Here is a 16,437-nt window from a genome sequence, read left to right as displayed (position 1 = left end):
AGCAATGAACATCATTGAATTTTCGGTGAAGCGATATCAATTTACCATCATTGTTTTTCTTGCATTGATGGCTATTGGAATCAATTCGTTCATCAACATCTCGAGGTCAGAAGATCCACAAATCACCTTTGCAGGATCAGTGATTACTGCAATATATCCGGGTGCAAGCCCTTCAGATATTGAGGAGATTGTTGTTGATCCAATTGAGGAAAAAATCAGTACCCTTGATAATATCAAATCAATCAAAACAGACATTGAGGATGGGCTTGCAATCATTCGTGTTGAATTCAATTCCGGTGAAGATCCGGAGGAGAAATATGATGAAATCCTGCGAGAGCTAAATGTTATTCGCCCAAGTTTACCACAAGATTTATATAGTCTTGAGGTAAGAAAAATTTCTCCTACCGATGTCAGCATTATCCAATTTGCTTTGGTTTCGGAAGATGCCTCTTACAAGTTACTTGAATCTTTCGGAAAGGATTTAAAGAAATCGCTCGGAAACATTGGCGGAGTAAAGGAATCGGAAATTCATGCTGTCCCGAAACAAGAGGTTAGAATTTCGATTGATATTTCAAAACTGGTTGCGATAAAGCTTTCACTTAATCAAGTGATCCAATCCATTCAATCCGAAAACGCCAATATTCCAGCAGGTAGTATTGACATTGGAAAAAAGAAATTCAATGTAAAAACAAGCGGCAATTACCGATCAAAAAGTGAAGTAGAGCAAACGGTTGTCGGAGCTTATGGCGGTAACATCGTTCGTTTGAAAGACATTGCAGCCATTGAATTAATTCCTGAAGAGCAGAACTACTTTGCAAGATTCAATGAAAAGCGTGCAATTTTTGTCACTGCTTCACTTAAGAGTGGGCAAAATATTTTTACAGTTCGGGAATCGATTGAAGAAGTAGTGACCTCGTTTCGAAAAGAGTTACCGTCACAAATTGAATTAGAGCAAGGGTTTGATCAAGCAAAAAATGTTGCACACCGGCTTGGAGGGTTAAATCGAGATTTCGTGATTGCCATTTTACTGGTGCTTATTACACTGTTGCCGCTTGGGATTCGCGCGTCACTTGTGGTGATGGTTTCTATTCCGCTTTCGCTTTTAATGGGCGTTTTTATGCTTGATCTTTTTGGATACAATATTAATCAACTTTCGATCGTTGGCTTTGTGATTGCGTTAGGGCTCTTAGTCGATGATTCAATTGTGGTTGTTGAAAATACTTCGCGATTTTTACGAATGGGTTACAAGCCTATTTCAGCAGCGATAGAAGCAACAAAGCAAATCAATGTGGCAGTTATAGGCGCAACCGCAACTCTAATTTTTGCATTTTTGCCTTTAGTGTTTTTACCCGGAAACCCCGGACAGTACATTCGAAGTATGCCGGTTGCCGTGGTCGTCACGGTTTTTGCATCGCTGATTGTATCCCTTACAATTGTTCCCTTTCTTTCAAGTCGAATCTTAATCGATGAAGGTGAACACGGGAACCGCTTTTTGCAATTACTAACCCGCTTCATTGAGTGGTCTTATGCAAGAATTCTTCAATGGGCGTTAAAGCATCCGAAACAAACGCTTCTTCTTGCTTTAGGCGTGTTTCTTTTGAGCCTGACAACCATTCCAATTATCGGATTTAGTTTGTTCCCCAAAGCAGGAATTCCACAGTTCCTAATAACCATCGAAGCCCCGGACGGAACAAACCTTGTAGAAACCAATCGGGCGGCTGAATATGTCGAAAAAGTATTGCGAGAATCGGGGGAAGTGGCTTGGATGAACACCAACATTGGTAAGGGAAACCCAAGGATTTATTACAATGTCTTTCCGCGAGAGGAAAAGAATAATGTTGCTGAAATCTTCGCTGAAGTTAAACATTATCATGAGGTTAAAACCGTACGCTTTTTTGATTCTTTAAGAGTTCAATTTAATGCTTACAGCGGAGTGAAAATTGAATTAAAGGAATTTGAAAACGGACCGCCCATCGATGCACCAATCGCGATTCGTGTCAAAGGGGAAAACCTTGATACCCTTAAAAAAATGGCAGAGCAAGTTGAACAAATCATTGCCTCTGTTGAAGGGACAATTTACATTAATAATCCGGTTCAAGTTTCAAAGACAGACCTTAAGATTGATATTGATCATCAAAAAGCAGGTTTGCTGGGCGTTCCGATTGCAGAACTTGAAAAAAATGTGCGAATGGCCATTGCCGGTCTCTCGCTAGGAAAAGTTCGTGAAAGCAATGGCGATGAAATGGACTTGCGATTAACATTGCCAAGAGAGCGTAAACCGACCCTTGAGGTGTTGGATCACTTGCATGTTGCATCAGTTAATGGTGCAATGATTCCACTTCGTCAAGTGGCAAGCATTTCGTTTGTTTCTTCACCCACGAAGATTAATCACTTTAATGAAGATCGAGTTGTTACCATAACATCCTATGTAAAAACAGGGTTCAATACTGACCGGATTACGAAGGAAATTCTTAAAGAGCTCAATGCCTACCGATTTCCAGAGGGTTATACATTCACGGCAGCCGGCGAAATCGAGAGCCGCGAAGAGAGTTTCGGCGGATTCGGTTCAATCATACTTATTGCAACCTTTGGCATCTTTGCGGTTTTGGTTTTGGAATTTGGAAGTTTCAGAAGCACATTAATCGTGTTTAGCGTTGTTCCGCTTGGTGTTGTAGGCGGAATGCTCGGCTTGCTCCTTACCGGCTATACACTTTCATTTACTGCGGTGATTGGATTTATTGCGCTAATGGGGATTGAAATCAAAACCTCGATTTTATTGGTCGATTTTACCAATCAACTTCGGGCAGAAGGGACAGAATTAATGGAGGCAATTCAAAAAGCGGGCGAGATACGTTTCGTACCTGTTTTACTCACAAGCGCGACAGCGATTGGCGGTTTAATTCCCATCGCAATTGAAGGTTCCGGGCTTTATTCACCGCTTGCCATTGTTATCATCGGCGGCTTGATTTCATCCACCCTTCTTGCTCGACTTGTTACGCCGGTGATGTATCAACTTCTTCCACCTGAAATCGAAAAACGATAGGATAAAAGAAGAGGGCTTGTTCAAGCCCTTTTATACTCTAAACACATACTAAAGTTTATGCCGAAAACTTTCCTTGATTAAGTTCACTCCATTTATAAATCTAAACTCTGGATAATAGACTGAACTATAAGTATTTGAACTTAAAGAAATCGAACAGGAGTTTAATTGAATCCATTGTAGAAAATCTGATTCGCTCATTTTTGCTTCATAACGAACCATATTATTCTTTAAGTCTAAATAAATAATCTTTAAATCAGAGAAAGTAAAACTTTTGCTTTTAGCGGAATCAATTGCATTACTTGTTGAAACCTTTGATGTTGCATTAAGAAACTTAAACTGTGATGAATTGACATTGTCTAACGAGAAATGAAAAGTAACATTTAGAGTATCGGTTTCTAAAACTGTAATATCTAAGATTAGTTTTTGAGTAGTTTCGAATTTATAGAGTGGTAGATCATGATAATGACTCACAAGTCCTTTATGGGAGAGGTATTTGTAGCTATTAGTCGTGCATGACTCAAAGAGGGTAATTACCACAAACATTCCCAAAAAATAAATGCTTTTCATTGTTATTCTCCTGTTACGATTAGGGTGTAAGTTTGAATGAAACCTAAGAAGGCAGTTGTTTCAGAAATCTCCACACTTGAAATTTTTGTAATCCCCGCTTCTTTGGCTGCGCTAAGGACACTGAAATTCGGATTTGAGAAAAAAAAGAAACAATATCTGGTATTGATTGTTTTTCCAACTTTTGTTCCAATCGGATTCCCCGTGTAAGCAACGGGCAAAGTCGTTGTGCAAGATGTTAAGCACAGTAAGAATGAGATGATAAGAACGAAGGTAAAACGCGGTAGGTGTTTCATAGGTAGATAATTTGGTTATATAAATTTAACCTTTAGCGTGCGAAATTGAAAAAATAAGGGGCTTTCGCCCCCCTCTATTTGAAATCATTCAACTTCTTCTATTAATCATTTCTAATACTTAACACGAAACACCGATTGCCCATCAGACGTGGTTCCATTTTTGACAATAATTTTTACTGTATTGGAGTCATTGGGATTTGTGCTTATAAATTCAATCAAATAGCTATTTAGTACAGCACCAGTAACAGGCAACGTGGTCAAGTTTAATCCGTTTGCATTTGAACTTACCCATTTAATTGTTCCGCCTGTTCCGTTGGATAAACGCCAAGGTTTTTCACGAGAGGCAGATTCTGTACCAAAAAGCGTGGTATCTCCATTACTCCATACAGTATGAATTGTTCCTCGGTTTAGTTGCCAACTTTGAAGAAACCCGTTTGTTGAAAACCACGGCCGACTTCCGGGTTGGGTGGGTTCGTCTGTAAAGTTGATATATATCCGTTGCGCCCCTGTTCTCCAAGAAAAGAGTGAATCAGCAAAACGAATTCCAACAATTCCATTTTCACCTCCTACACCGGAAGAAAATGTTGATGCAGTTGTTTGAAATCTTGCTGAATCCGTGCCTGTAAAACCAACAGTTCGAGAAGTCCCCGTTCGGGAAGGTCTCTTCAAATAGGATTCAAGACCGGTCGCATTCGTTAGATTAATTGCACCGGTAACATTTCCCGAATATCCGACACAACCTACCCGAAGGTTAATCCCTTGACTTGTTAGAAGATTTGTGAAATCAATAATTTTTAATGCAATACTATCGGCTTCTTGACCCATACTACCTGAATTATCAACCACAAAAACCAAATCTGAAGCAAGCGTATTATCATTCCCGACCTTAGTAACTTTTAACCCTTTTATGACATCGTTTTCTGCTACAAAAACCGTTGAATTCCCTACAAGCTCAATCGGTTGAGCAGTAACCGGATCAATCAGTCCAATTAAAGAAATACGAATTCGCCTCTCGTTATTCGCAGTTCTTTCGAAAATCCCTGAAGGTCTCAGGTTGTTAATTGTGGTCTGAGGAAGATTTCCCCCCGGGTCTTGAGGAATGTCCGAGTTGATGTCATCGCCATTTGAATCAAGCGAGTCACAGGAGGATATAAAAATAATTATGAAAAAGGTTGAAAGAAGAGTGAAAAATGCTTTTCTCATAGAGATTGAAGGTTAGAGCTTATGTTTCATAACAGCGTTCATTTTAAATCACGAATCAAAATTTTTATCCTTTACAAAATAAAATCAAACCTGTTTAATTATAGGTTAAATCTATCGGGATAGAATCATTCTATCACAAACTCATTCTATTTCAAAAGATCTCTTGCAATGACAATATGCTGAACCTCTGAAGTTCCTTCATAAATCTCTGTAATTTTTGCATCTCTTAAATAGCGTTCCACTTCATACTCTTGCACATACCCATATCCGCCGTGAATCTGTATCGCTTCAAGTGCAGCCTTTACTGAAATTTTGGATGCATAGAGTTTTGCCATTGCTGCAGCGCGAGAGTAGGGCAAATGCTGATCTTTCAGTGACGCCGCTTGAATCGTGAGCAATCTTGCCGCATCAAGCTCTGTTGCCATATTGGCAAGCTTAAATTGAATAGCTTGATGATCGATAATCATTTTTCCGAAAGAATGACGCTCTTTGGCATATTTGATGGAGCGTTCAAGCGATGCCGCCGCGATTCCCAATGCTTGCGAAGCGATTCCGATACGGCCGCCATCAAGTGTTCTCATCGCAATCTTGAATCCTTCTCCTTCTGCACCCAAAAGATTCTCTTTTGATATACGGCAATCGGTAAAGCCTAACGAACAGGTATCACTTGAGCGAATACCCATTTTCTTTTCTTTCTTGAGGATTTCAAATCCGGGTGTTCCACGTTCAACAATGAAGCAACTGATTCCGCGCGAACCCTTGCTTTTATCGGTCATCGCCATCACAAGGTAATACTCGGATGTAGTGCCGTTGGTAATCCAATTTTTGATTCCATTCAAAACATAGAAATCGCCGTCTTGAATCGCAGTTGTAGTTTGTGCGGTTGCATCGCTTCCTGCATTTGGTTCGGAAAGGCAAAAAGCACCGATGCAAAGTTTTCCGTCTTTTAATCCTTTTGCAAGCGGACGTAGAAATTTCTCTTTCTGCTCGGGAGTGCCATATTCATTAATTGCCCAGCAAACCAAAGAGTTATTGACTGAAAGAATCACGCCTACAGAGGCATCGGCCTTTGAAATCTCTTCCATTGCAAGGACATAGCTTACAGTATCCATACCACCACCATCATATTCAACAGGTGCGGTCATGCCAAGAAAACCAAGTTCAGCGAGCTTCATACATATTTCGTATGGGAATTCGCTTTTTTCATCTCGCTCTATGGCGTCTTTAATTTCGTTCTGTGCAAATGTGCGAGCTGTCTCTTGAATCATGAGCTGCTCTTCGGTGTAATTGAAATTCATTGTCATATTGGATAAGTGTTCAAAGTTCTTGCTATACAATTTAGAAAAGGGGCATGAAACCCAAAGGATAAAAAAACGGCTTAACTTGATAATTATTTTGCAGCTTAATTGCCTGTCTGATACAAATCAAGATGATGACGAATCCAACGCCGTTTGGCCAGTTGCGTGGGATGTTGAGATGTTGCATTTGTATAGGCATTACCGGCTTGGTCAATAATATCCATCTGCCCGCTTTTTAGAGCTTGTTCAAATTTTAATCGAAACCATTCCATTTTAATCATTGCCCTAAAAGGAGAGTTCAATAAATCTAAGCCGCTTTCAAAACGATTGTCTAGGAATGAGGGAAATGAATTCAACGTATCAGCTCGAAGCAGATTTCTTCGCTCAAGAGCGATTCGTAAAATGACTTCTGTTTCAAAATCAAAAGCCGTTGTATCGGAAATTTCTTTCACTCTGGATTGATAAGAATGCAATTTTTGAAAGTCTTTGATAAAAGGGTTCATCCACGGTTGAGAACCTAACCGTTGATTGATCTCTTTTCCTATGATTGAAGCAATGTCGAACGACGATGAGAGATGTTGATTGTAAACTAGCTCAAAAAGCGAATCAATTTTTTCTTTCGTTCCAACGCCGCTCCAAAGCATTGACGAAGCAAGCTGATATTGGATTGCTTCTTGCTTTTTTTGGTTGAAGGTTAGGGGCTCTACTTTCAGAAAACATTGTTCAAATTGATTCCGAATCCCACGCGATTGTAGGTTGCTTTCATAATCTAAAAGAGACTCAATTGCCGAATCTACGGAAATGGCGCTTGTTATTCTCCGAAGTTCATTGCTTAATAACCCTTGAACTGCCGCATTTCTGCTTCGCCCGGAGAGCGCAATAACTTCTTCAAATAATCGAGTTGCTTTGTCAAACTCTTTTTTAGCTGAAAGCGAACGGGCTTCTTTTAATTTGCGCGCGATTTGGTGTGGGCATCGCGCTTGGAATACACTTTGACGTTCAAATACATATCTTAGATATGACTCAAGCTCCGAAGGAAATTGAATGGAACTTAGATATTGGATCCATTCGGTAAGGAGCGCTTGATGTGTTTTTCCATACACTTCATCAAAATTTGCCCAAGCATAAACCGACTTAAACTTTTCGATACCATATTTCTCGATTAAAAACTTTACAAAAGAGCCCATCAAAGTATAGCTTGTAGAACTTAACCCTCCCCAGAATCCTTGAGCACTCAGTAAAGATTCCATTGATGCGGGAGCAAGGCTAAATTTTAATAACGCCGCTGAAAGCTCTTCATTCGTCCATTCTTCAGAGGGTGTTTCAAATGCAACCGCAATTCCCTCAATAAGCCCGATACTTGCTGAAATCCCAATTCCATTGATTCCGACCTCTCCCATCATCAGATGAACCAACTCGTGACGAATCGTTCGATCAAACCCTTGTAATGTGATATGAATTTCACCACGCCAAATCTTGGTAAATTCTGTTTCTTCTGCACCTGTAAACCGTTTCTTTTCTTCTGCGTCGGCATAGACATAAATCCTGTAGTTATGAACTGAATTTATGTTCAAAACCTTTTGAAGACTTCTAATTTCACGCTGTATTCGTACTCGTATTCTTTCTTTTTCAATTTGATTTACTGATTTCGGAACATACCAGTTCTCAGTTGGGGTGACTTTAGAAAGCTGATTTTCAATTGCGAGATGTGAACTTGAAAGGTTAATCGGCTCATGAAATAATCTGATTCCAAAGGCTAAGAGCGAAAAGAGCAACGAAAAGAAAATGTTCCTTTTTGCGAGATTTCGAAACGCAAAGGAAATTAATGCGATTGACCAAAGAAGCGTTTCAAATCGAAATAAGAAATATCGAGGCTCAAGGCTTATTGCTTCATCATAAATAGAGCCTGCAAAAAAACCGAAGAAATGATTAAAGAAAAAAATTTGTGGGGTTAACCAAAATCGCCAAAGTGGATCTATGAGTAATAGAAAAAAAACAATAGTTGTAAAACTTAACCGTGGATACTTTAACTTTAATTGGCTAATTACTGTAGCAAGTGAAACCGAAAAAACGCTTCCCAAACCCGCACCCAGTATGTACCAAATAAGGCCTTCGATGAAGTTGCACTGTTGACCAAGTGTGAGAATAAAATTCACTAAGGGAACAAGCAGAAACGAAAGGCTAATATTTAATAATTTGATTCTATAATGACTTAAGTCGATTGCTTCAGAATCTCTTTTTGATTTTTCTAACCAATAATAGCCGTGAATTAAAGGGAGTATTAGCCCGGAAATCAACGCACTTTCATATCCTAAATCTTTCAGAAGTGAAACCTGAGTAAGTGCAACCCCCAAACCAAAGGAGCAGAGTTGGAGAGGCAAATGAAGAGAAGCGAGGGGCTTCTTCATCGGTTAATTTCCAAATGAAAGATAGTTAAACCAATCACGGCTTTCATTTTTTCTTGCAGCAGGAAGTTGTTCATAAAATAGTTCTGAAACTCTTCCAACCGTTTCAAAACGATTGGGTGAATAGCCACGAACAAAAGAAGGCTCATTTTTCGATTCGTTTCGAATATACTTTACATCCATTTCAAGAATAACGCGTTGCTTTAAGATGAGAATCATTGGGAATGAAGATTCAACCTTATCTTCCGAAATTATCATTATTGGAGAGCCCGAAATTGGTCTAAATTCCTCAGAGACTTGAGCCGCAGAATTCACGAATGAAATCGGCATTTTATACTGTAGAAAATCATTACTGCCAAATAATCCAATTTGAATCATGACGTTGGTTGAGTAAATCAATCGTTTTTCTTTTTCAACGCGTTGAATAATTTTTTGAAAAAGGTTATTTAATCTAAGATGGGCTTCAGGGTGGCGGTTCGATTTCAATTGAAAAGTTCTCGATGAAATGTCTTCCCAAGTGACAGATTCAAGCAGGTCATTCAATCTTTTTTTCGTGATTTCAAGCGGGTAAATTTCAATCGAATTTTTTGAAATTAAGATGGCTCTTGAGCGTTTATCTCCAAAGTAAAAATCAATATAGATTTCATCTGCCTCTAGGTTAGATTTCAAACGAGCGACGGTCATCGGCGTTGGTAAAAGAACTTCCCCCAAAGAGAGCGTAATATTTTTAATTTTATTCAGCTGTTCGAAATAAGCATTTCTTTCTTGATCGATTGTCGGTTGTAGCGCTGTTAGCTTTACTTCTCGATCACGATCATCTTCAATCAAAAACGATTCTTGTTCCAACCTAACCAAATGAGAAAGCCGCTCTTCTTGTTTGATAAATGAAACTAACTCATCAACTCCCGGAATTGAATTTTTACTTTCAAGCCTGATTTTATAGGGGAGATTGTTCGTTATACTTTGCCGCAATTTGACCATCTTAATCCGCTCAGCAATTTCAAATGATTCTAATTGCTGGGCTTTTTCAATCAAGAGTTCGGGTAAAATTTGATGCGCTCTCTCCACTTGATTTCTGAAGAGGAGCGGCAATGGAAACCCGCGATATTCTTCCTCTATTTTTAGTGCTTCAATTAAAAATCGAATTCTTTCCTCGGTGTTATAAGAAGAATTAAGACCCGAGTTTATCAGCGACATTAAAACGCCAATCTCAAAATTATTTTTTTCAAAAACCATTTGCGCCCGCTTTGAATCTGCAGTTTGCGTTCGAGTAAGGGTTTCTTCATAAAGTTCAAACCAAGCTTGATAAGGCTTATACTCTCCCGCACCAGCTCCTTTCGCGTATCGCACAAGGGAAATCAGGCTTTCACGAATCTGAGCGATTTCCGACCCCTCTTCAACGATTTCATTGATTTGTTGATAAAAAGCATCCTGACGATTCAAAAAAACCGTCTGAAGTGATTGACCGGTACAGCCGGCTTTGAAGGCACTGACATATTTATTGAAAGCCGATTGATTTTGCTGACGCTGTGCAATGAGAATTTGATAGATCAATGCCCTGAGGTAAATCAATTGACGAACATCTCGAATGGCCGAAAATGATTTTTCCGACTCCACATATTTTTCTTTCAAGTAATAGGCTTTTCCTAAAATGAATTGAGCCGTATCATTCATCGTTGAATTATAAATGAGCTCATTGATGAGCGAATCAGGAACTTGTGTAGGACGAATTCGAAAAATGAGCGAAGCGCGAGCCCATAAAGACATCGGGCGTATTTCTGAGAAATAAATTGTTTTGCCAAAAGCTTCTTCGGCCTTTTCCCATCGACCAAAACGCTGGTGTATATCGCCGGAACGAAGAAGTGCCATCCCTGCAATTTGAGAAGTCGAATCTCTCTGTAATAACTGCTGATAACTTGTTAAAGCTGAATCATAGTCACTCTTAAATTCATGTCTCATTGCCACGGAGAATATGGAATCCGATTCTCTTCTTGGGGTAATTGCTTTTTTCTCTTCATTGCAACCTATTTGACTGAAGACAAAAATCACCAAGTACATGAATACGATTCCAAAACCTTTTCTTCGATTTATTTCGATGCTGTTTACCTGCATGATACCTTTGATCTATGAATCAATTAAAGCCGATTATGACTGCCCTTTGGATTTTGCAACTTGATTGGGCAATTTTTTTTCGCCGGAATTTTCCAATTGCATTTGGCGGTAACGCTCCTTCACAAATTCGATTGCCGCGTCGTGCTCGTGCGGAATCAACCCGTCAATAATAGCATTTTCAACTGCCTTTTTAAGCAATCCCACTTCTCTTCCTTCAGGTAAGTTAAACAAAGACATAATATCATTTCCACTGATTGGCGGCCGCCATTGTGAGAGTAAGTCCTTTTCCCTAACCTGAGAAATCTTTTCTTGAACCTTTGCAAAATTAGATATGATTCGTTGAACTTTTTTTGGGTTCTTACTTGTCACATCTGCTTTGCAAAGCGTCATTAATTGCTCCAAATGCTCCCCAGCATCAAAAATCAATCGACGAATCGCCGCATCAGAGATTTCCTCCCTTGATAATGGGATTGGGCGCAGATGAAGCCTGACCATCTTTTGAACAAAATCCACATGTTCCATCGGAAACTTCATTCTTCGAAAAACCTTTGGTATCATATTAGCACCCAAAGCATCATGCCCGTGAAATGACCATCCTCGACCCGGCGTAAATTTTTTTGTTTTTGGTTTAGCGATATCATGCAAGAGTGCGCTCATTCTTAGCCATAGATCGTCGCTCATTGCGGCTGCGTTATCCAAGACCTTTAAGGTATGATAAAAAGTATCTTTGTGGCCTAGCCCATCGACTTGCTCAACGCCAGCCATTACAGGAAGCTCAGGAAAGAAGACCCCAAGCAATTTCGTTTTATAGAGGATGTCAATTCCCACCGATGGAACTTGAGATTTCATAATCTTAATAAACTCATCAGTAACCCTCTCTTGCGAAACAATTTTCAATCGCTCATGCATTTCGCTCATTGCATCCAAGGCTGCAGGGTCAATTGAGAAATTTAATTGTGAAGCAAATCTTGCCGCACGCATCATTCGAAGTGGATCATCGGAAAAAGTTGACTTCGGGTCAAGCGGTGTTTTTAACCGTCGATTTTGTAAATCGCTAAAGCCATTAAAGAGATCGATCACTTCACCAAAATTCTCCTCTGAAAGTGATATTGCCAATGCGTTGATGGTGAAATCGCGGCGGGAGAGATCATCTTCTAAAGTACCGACTTCTGTAATTGGCTTACGGGAATCGTGGTTGTAACTTTCTTTTCTTGCTCCAACAAATTCCAGATTAATTTCACCCAATACGGAGTCACGCGTGATAAAACGAGCAGTTCTAAATCGTTCAAATACGGCAAAGCCCCAACCGTTCAGTAACTTTCTTGCCTCTTCTGCAAAAGCAATCGGTTCCCCAATGACCATTATGTCAATGTCCTTACATGACCGATTGAGGTAAATATCACGTACAAAACCGCCGACAGCATAAATGGGTAACCCTTTTTGATATGCAAGTTCAGAGAGCGATTTTAAGATGGCGATTTGAACTGCGGAGTGCAAAATTTTTTCACTGACCATTTTTCTCAAAAATTAATTTGCAAGCCCATTGTGCCATTCGGCGTAAACCCTAATGAAACTTTTGGAGGCAATGGATTTGAATCGAGGTCGTTAATCTTATATTCGTTAGGTTCATTAATATCGACGATAAAATTCGCCACGGCAATCCCAATAAAAGCACCAAGAATTGTATCTGAAAGCCAATGCCGATCGTCATACATTCGGTTTAGAGCAGTCATCGATGCAAGGGTATATAAGCCAATTGATGCCCAAACATTCTGGATTCTTCTGCTAAAAACAGTAGAAAGCGCAAAAGCAACCGTAGTATGACCGGAAGGAAATGCATCTTGATCAGAAACAAATGCAAATGATGGCCGATTGAAATGAAACGCGCCTTGATTCGTCACCGGACGAGACCGTGCAATAATGCTTTTAAGAAAAAACGATGTAATTCCGCTGATTGCAACTGCTTCTAACGCCATTCGACCGGTTGAGGTTGACCATTCATTTTGAAAAATCAATCCTCCCGAAAACATTAGCGTTGAAACAGACAAAGGAATTACAGGGCTACCGTAACGCTCACCAATTTGAAAAAAATTATCTACGGTGGGTGTATGATTACGCTGCAAAATTCCCCTAATATCATTATCAACTAAAAAAGCTAATCCGGTAATAGTTAATACCCCGCCAAGCTTCATCCATCCTTTTTCAGTGATATGGAATGGTTCTTTCACTGCCATACCAATATCACGAATCCCTAAACTCGATTCACTCCATAAAGTAAATTTTTGATTTTGTCCAACACCCTCTAAGTTTGTTGAATCAAAACCCATACTGGAAGCGTGATTGTCAATTGGCTTAACTGTACTTCCATTTTTTTTTATGGATTGCACAACTAATATTTCTTGACGAACCTGCGAAAAGCAATAACTATAAAAAGGAAGACTTGTAGCAAAAAACAAAAAAAATTTAATTGGCAGTAACGGCAATGTTGATGGTTTCACCGAGGCTTTTGTTAACGTTTGGTATTATGTTTCTTAAGCGAAAGATAACACCTTGACACATTTATTGATTCACCCCAATTTTTCAACGTTTGAAAATCATTATCATAGAGAAAACTATAATTTATTTATTATGACAACTGAAGTGAAATCTCTCTCCAATGCGAATCCTCATGCGCTTGCATCACTTACCGATAATACTTTATTGAACTGTATGCAATGCGGATTTTGCCTTCCTCATTGCCCCACTTATTCGTTGGATCCACTCGAAAAGTACTCTCCGCGAGGAAGAATTCAATTAACACGGCTTCTTTACGAGCAATCAAGCGATATTCATTCGGCTAACCTACTTGAGCCAAATTCCGAAGCAATTCAACTTTCGAACGAAATATCGGAGAGTATTCATAGCTGTTTAGGATGTTTAGCCTGCCAAACGGCTTGCCCCGCAGGGGTTGAATATGAATCAATTTTTGAGGCCGCAAAAAACTTGCTTCAAAGTGAAGAAATGAAACAACAAAAACTTAAATCTATTCTTATTGCTTTGGGGCTTAAAATAATTGCAACCCCTTGGCTACTTACCGTTTTTTCTAAAATTCTTTTTTTTCTACAAGAAACCTCCTTAAGTCGCCATCTTCCTCTTTCCCTTATGCGCTCGTGGAATCTTTCTCCAAAATTTTCAGAACAACCTTTTCATCAATCTGTCAAAACGGATGTTCCCAAAAGTTCCAACCCCAATAAAGTTCGTCTATTTACCGGCTGCATCATGAATCACGCGTTTTATCAAGAACATCTTGCCACGCTTCAGTTGCTTCAATCCCACGGTTTTGAGGTCATTATTTCCCGCGAAAGCTTGTGTTGCGGTGCACTTCATGCGCATAATGGCTTTGGAGAAGAGGGCAAACAGCTCGCTCAAAAAATTTTCAAATTATCGAGCGAAGGGATTCCGTTGATCGTTAATTCTGCGGGCTGTGGCTCGTGGTTAAAACATTCTTTGGATAAAATGAACTCCACGCGCGAAGGAGCCGAAATAACTCCAAGAAATCCTAAAGTATATGATCTCTCTGAATTTTTATTCCAAACAGGTTTTTCACCTCAATTGCCTAAACTGAAAGAGAGAATTGCTTACCAAGATGCTTGTCATTTGGAGCACGGGCAAAAAATCAAAAAGGAACCAAGGCAATTATTAAGCCTCGTATTTGAGAATCTTATTGAACTTTCTTCTCCGGAGTGTTGTGGAAGTGCAGGAATCTATAATCTCACAGAGTCACTCCGCTCGGAGCAACTTCTTGAACGCAAAATAAATGCACTGCGAGCTCTTAATCTTGATTATGTCACAACAGCTAATCCGGGTTGTCTATTGCAGTTAAGGTATGGAATTCAGAAATATCATCTAAAAACAAAAGCGATTCACATCTCTGAAGCTTTATTAATGGGCTTAAAGAAAAAATAAAAAGCCGGCTCTTCACCGGCTTTTTCGCAAAACCTCAATTGAATTAACCCTACATCGGGTAAACTTTGATTTTAATGATCAATAAGCTCTTCCTTTTCGACTGATTTGGTCACCAAAACAGGTACATTCGCTTTTCTTACAACGGCTTCACTTACACTTCCAAGAATTAAGCGAGAAAGTCCGGTACGACCATTCGATCCCATTACAATGATATTAGAATGATCCTTTTCAGCAACTTGAAGTATGGTTTGTGATATGTCGCCACTAATCACAGATAGCATTGTTTTAATCGAATCAGGAATAAGCTCCTTCTTTAACTTATTCAAATCTTCATACGCCGCCTCGATTTCGTGTGGTTCAGTAGGGATGTATGGCACGCTCATATCGGGACCAACAGGAATATGAGGAATCACGCTGAGTAAGTGGATTTCAGCTTTGAGAGGTTCTGCCAGTTCTACAGCGTAACGAACGGCACTTTTAGAGGCATCCGAGTAATCAACGGGGCACAGAATGTTTTTGAACGCAAACATAATTTACTCCTTTCACGAATGTTAGGAAGCCATTGAAACTTCCTTTGTTTTCATAGAAAATCGGCGATGTAGTTCCAATTCATATGCCGAGCCCTTAATGTGAACAATCAAAATTACTCTTTCAAGATGGTAATCCAAAGGTTTTTTTGATTGATTCCTTCTCTTGATGTCACAATATGTATATGAATAACTTGTTTCTTTTCTACAGATTAAGCCCGTGAAAAAGTATCAACTTTGAAATGGGAATTATCAACATCGAAACATAGATAAAATCTAACCATTTATAAGAAAGTTCGATTTTGACTATAACTTTTTTCGTTCAATTTTGAAGCATTAATCTCGAAAACATTCTAAATGTTATGAAGATGCAATCGATTCTTAAGATTTTCACTTTGCTTTATTTGGGCTTCGGCGGTCGTGAGATTTTGCGTGTAGGATTATCTGATAAGTTTATTTTCATGCTCCACACCGTAATTCTTTTAACCATTGGTATAGATTTTCAATCACAAGTAATCATAGCTCAGTCAATCCCGAAACCACCCTCTACCTCACCTTCGATTCATATTGATATTTTTTCAGCCGCTCGAGTAAATGATCGTCAAGGAGTTAAAGGGTTTTTGGAAAAGGGCATAAAGGTTAACGAAAAGAATGCTAAAGGCTTTACACCGCTTATCATTGCCGCTTATACTGCAAGTGATGATGTTCTAATCTTATTGCTTGAAAGTGGTGCTGAGGTTGATTTACCCGATGGGCTTGGTAACACGGCACTGATGGGAGCCGCTTTAAAAGGAAATCAAAAGATAGCTCGGCTACTCCTTGAAAAGGGGGCTGATATCAATGCCAGAAACAAAATCGGGGTAACGCCCTTAATGTTTGCAGCTTTAGCAGGAAAAACAGAAATGGTGAAGCTCCTAACTGAAAAGGGGGCTGATATCAATGCCGTCGATCAGCGGGGATTCACAGCCTTAATGCTTGCCGCTCATAAAGGAGCCGATGAAATTATTGAACTTTTTAAGAGCTTAGGGGCAGTCAAATAAACAA

The 16,437-nt window shown here is 39.4% G+C and carries 12 protein-coding genes; 3 read left to right on the top strand and 9 right to left on the bottom strand.

Annotated features, from left to right (window positions below; all coding sequences use genetic code 11):
• The first annotated feature begins 4 nt into the window (after positions 1-4).
• Positions 5-3,043, top strand: coding sequence for an efflux RND transporter permease subunit (locus SFU91_10440; GenBank protein MDX2129441.1), 3,039 nt, complete (start codon positions 5-7; stop codon positions 3,041-3,043).
• 48 nt (positions 3,044-3,091) lie between these two features.
• Here the strand turns inward: SFU91_10440 and SFU91_10435 are convergent, their stop codons facing one another.
• The 8 genes from SFU91_10435 to SFU91_10400 form a co-directional block, all read right to left on the bottom strand.
• Complete coding sequence (locus tag SFU91_10435) at positions 3,092-3,610, bottom strand: hypothetical protein (GenBank protein MDX2129440.1); 519 nt, start codon at positions 3,608-3,610, stop codon at positions 3,092-3,094.
• Between the two features lie 2 nt (positions 3,611-3,612).
• On the bottom strand, positions 3,613-3,903 hold the full coding sequence (locus SFU91_10430) for a TRL domain-containing protein (protein MDX2129439.1): 291 nt from the start codon (positions 3,901-3,903) through the stop codon (positions 3,613-3,615).
• A 111-nt stretch (positions 3,904-4,014) separates the two neighbouring features.
• A complete protein-coding gene (locus SFU91_10425) occupies positions 4,015-5,106 on the bottom strand; it encodes a vWA domain-containing protein (protein MDX2129438.1) in 1,092 nt (363 codons plus the stop codon).
• A gap of 146 nt (positions 5,107-5,252) precedes the next feature.
• Positions 5,253-6,404: an acyl-CoA dehydrogenase gene (locus SFU91_10420; GenBank protein ID MDX2129437.1), complete on the bottom strand. Its 1,152-nt coding sequence runs from the start codon at positions 6,402-6,404 to the stop codon at positions 5,253-5,255.
• A gap of 104 nt (positions 6,405-6,508) precedes the next feature.
• The gene (locus SFU91_10415) at positions 6,509-8,812 is read right to left on the bottom strand and encodes a hypothetical protein (protein ID MDX2129436.1); all 2,304 of its coding nucleotides are present in this window, start codon (positions 8,810-8,812) and stop codon (positions 6,509-6,511) included.
• A 3-nt stretch (positions 8,813-8,815) separates the two neighbouring features.
• Positions 8,816-10,921, bottom strand: a complete 2,106-nt coding sequence (locus SFU91_10410) for a tetratricopeptide repeat protein (protein ID MDX2129435.1) — start codon at positions 10,919-10,921, stop codon at positions 8,816-8,818.
• Between the two features lie 33 nt (positions 10,922-10,954).
• Positions 10,955-12,436 carry an HD domain-containing protein gene (locus tag SFU91_10405; protein MDX2129434.1) on the bottom strand — a complete coding sequence of 494 codons (1,482 nt, stop codon included), beginning with the start codon at positions 12,434-12,436 and terminating at the stop codon, positions 10,955-10,957.
• Between the two features lie 5 nt (positions 12,437-12,441).
• The gene (locus SFU91_10400) at positions 12,442-13,308 is read right to left on the bottom strand and encodes a phosphatase PAP2 family protein (GenBank protein MDX2129433.1); all 867 of its coding nucleotides are present in this window, start codon (positions 13,306-13,308) and stop codon (positions 12,442-12,444) included.
• 241 nt (positions 13,309-13,549) lie between these two features.
• Here SFU91_10400 and SFU91_10395 point away from each other — a divergent pair, with 241 nt between their 5' ends.
• Positions 13,550-14,866: a (Fe-S)-binding protein gene (locus SFU91_10395; protein MDX2129432.1), complete on the top strand. Its 1,317-nt coding sequence runs from the start codon at positions 13,550-13,552 to the stop codon at positions 14,864-14,866.
• 71 nt (positions 14,867-14,937) lie between these two features.
• Here SFU91_10395 and SFU91_10390 read toward each other — a convergent pair whose 3' ends face one another.
• On the bottom strand, positions 14,938-15,396 hold the full coding sequence (locus tag SFU91_10390; GenBank protein ID MDX2129431.1) for a universal stress protein: 459 nt from the start codon (positions 15,394-15,396) through the stop codon (positions 14,938-14,940).
• A 359-nt stretch (positions 15,397-15,755) separates the two neighbouring features.
• On the opposite strand from SFU91_10390, the gene SFU91_10385 reads away from it, so the two are divergent.
• A complete protein-coding gene (locus tag SFU91_10385; protein ID MDX2129430.1) occupies positions 15,756-16,433 on the top strand; it encodes an ankyrin repeat domain-containing protein in 678 nt (225 codons plus the stop codon).
• The last annotated feature ends 4 nt before the right edge of the window (positions 16,434-16,437 follow it).

Source organism: Chloroherpetonaceae bacterium (assembly GCA_033763895.1).
GTDB lineage: Bacteria > Bacteroidota > Chlorobiia > Chlorobiales > Thermochlorobacteraceae > JANRJQ01.
The sequence above is the reverse complement of the archived record's forward strand: the minus strand, read 5'-3'. Positions and strand labels throughout refer to the sequence as shown.